1 protein-coding gene is annotated in these 238 nt (G+C 68.5%); it reads left to right on the top strand.

Annotation, left to right across the window (positions count from 1 at the left end; translation table 11 throughout):
- Nucleotides 1-12: 12 nt before the first annotated feature.
- Entirely contained in the window at nt 13-177 is a 165-nt protein-coding gene (locus tag ACM0OP_RS24520; protein ID WP_414531001.1) for an ATP-binding protein, read from the top strand.
- Nucleotides 178-238: the final 61 nt, after the last annotated feature.

Below are 238 nucleotides of genomic sequence, written 5' to 3'. Positions count from 1 at the left end.
CAGCGTGACGAGGTGATCAAGCGCGGTTCGCGACTGGACGAAAGCGCGCCCGGTTCGGGTCTGGGCCTGTCCATCGTCGACGACCTGACGCGGGCCTATGGCGGGCGGCTGACCCTGAGCGACAGCGACATGGGCGGCCTGCAGGCGGTGCTGGAGCTGCCTGCGGCCGAAACCTGATCCGCGCCGCATCGAAGCAGGCTGCAACTGCCGCTCGCCCACTTCGGCCTGATGGGTTAGA

Source organism: Nodularia chucula CCY0103 (genome assembly GCF_963923915.1).
GTDB lineage: Bacteria > Cyanobacteriota > Cyanobacteriia > Cyanobacteriales > Nostocaceae > Nodularia > Nodularia chucula.
Note: the sequence above shows the minus strand (reverse complement) of the source record. Positions and strands in the feature narration are given on the sequence as shown.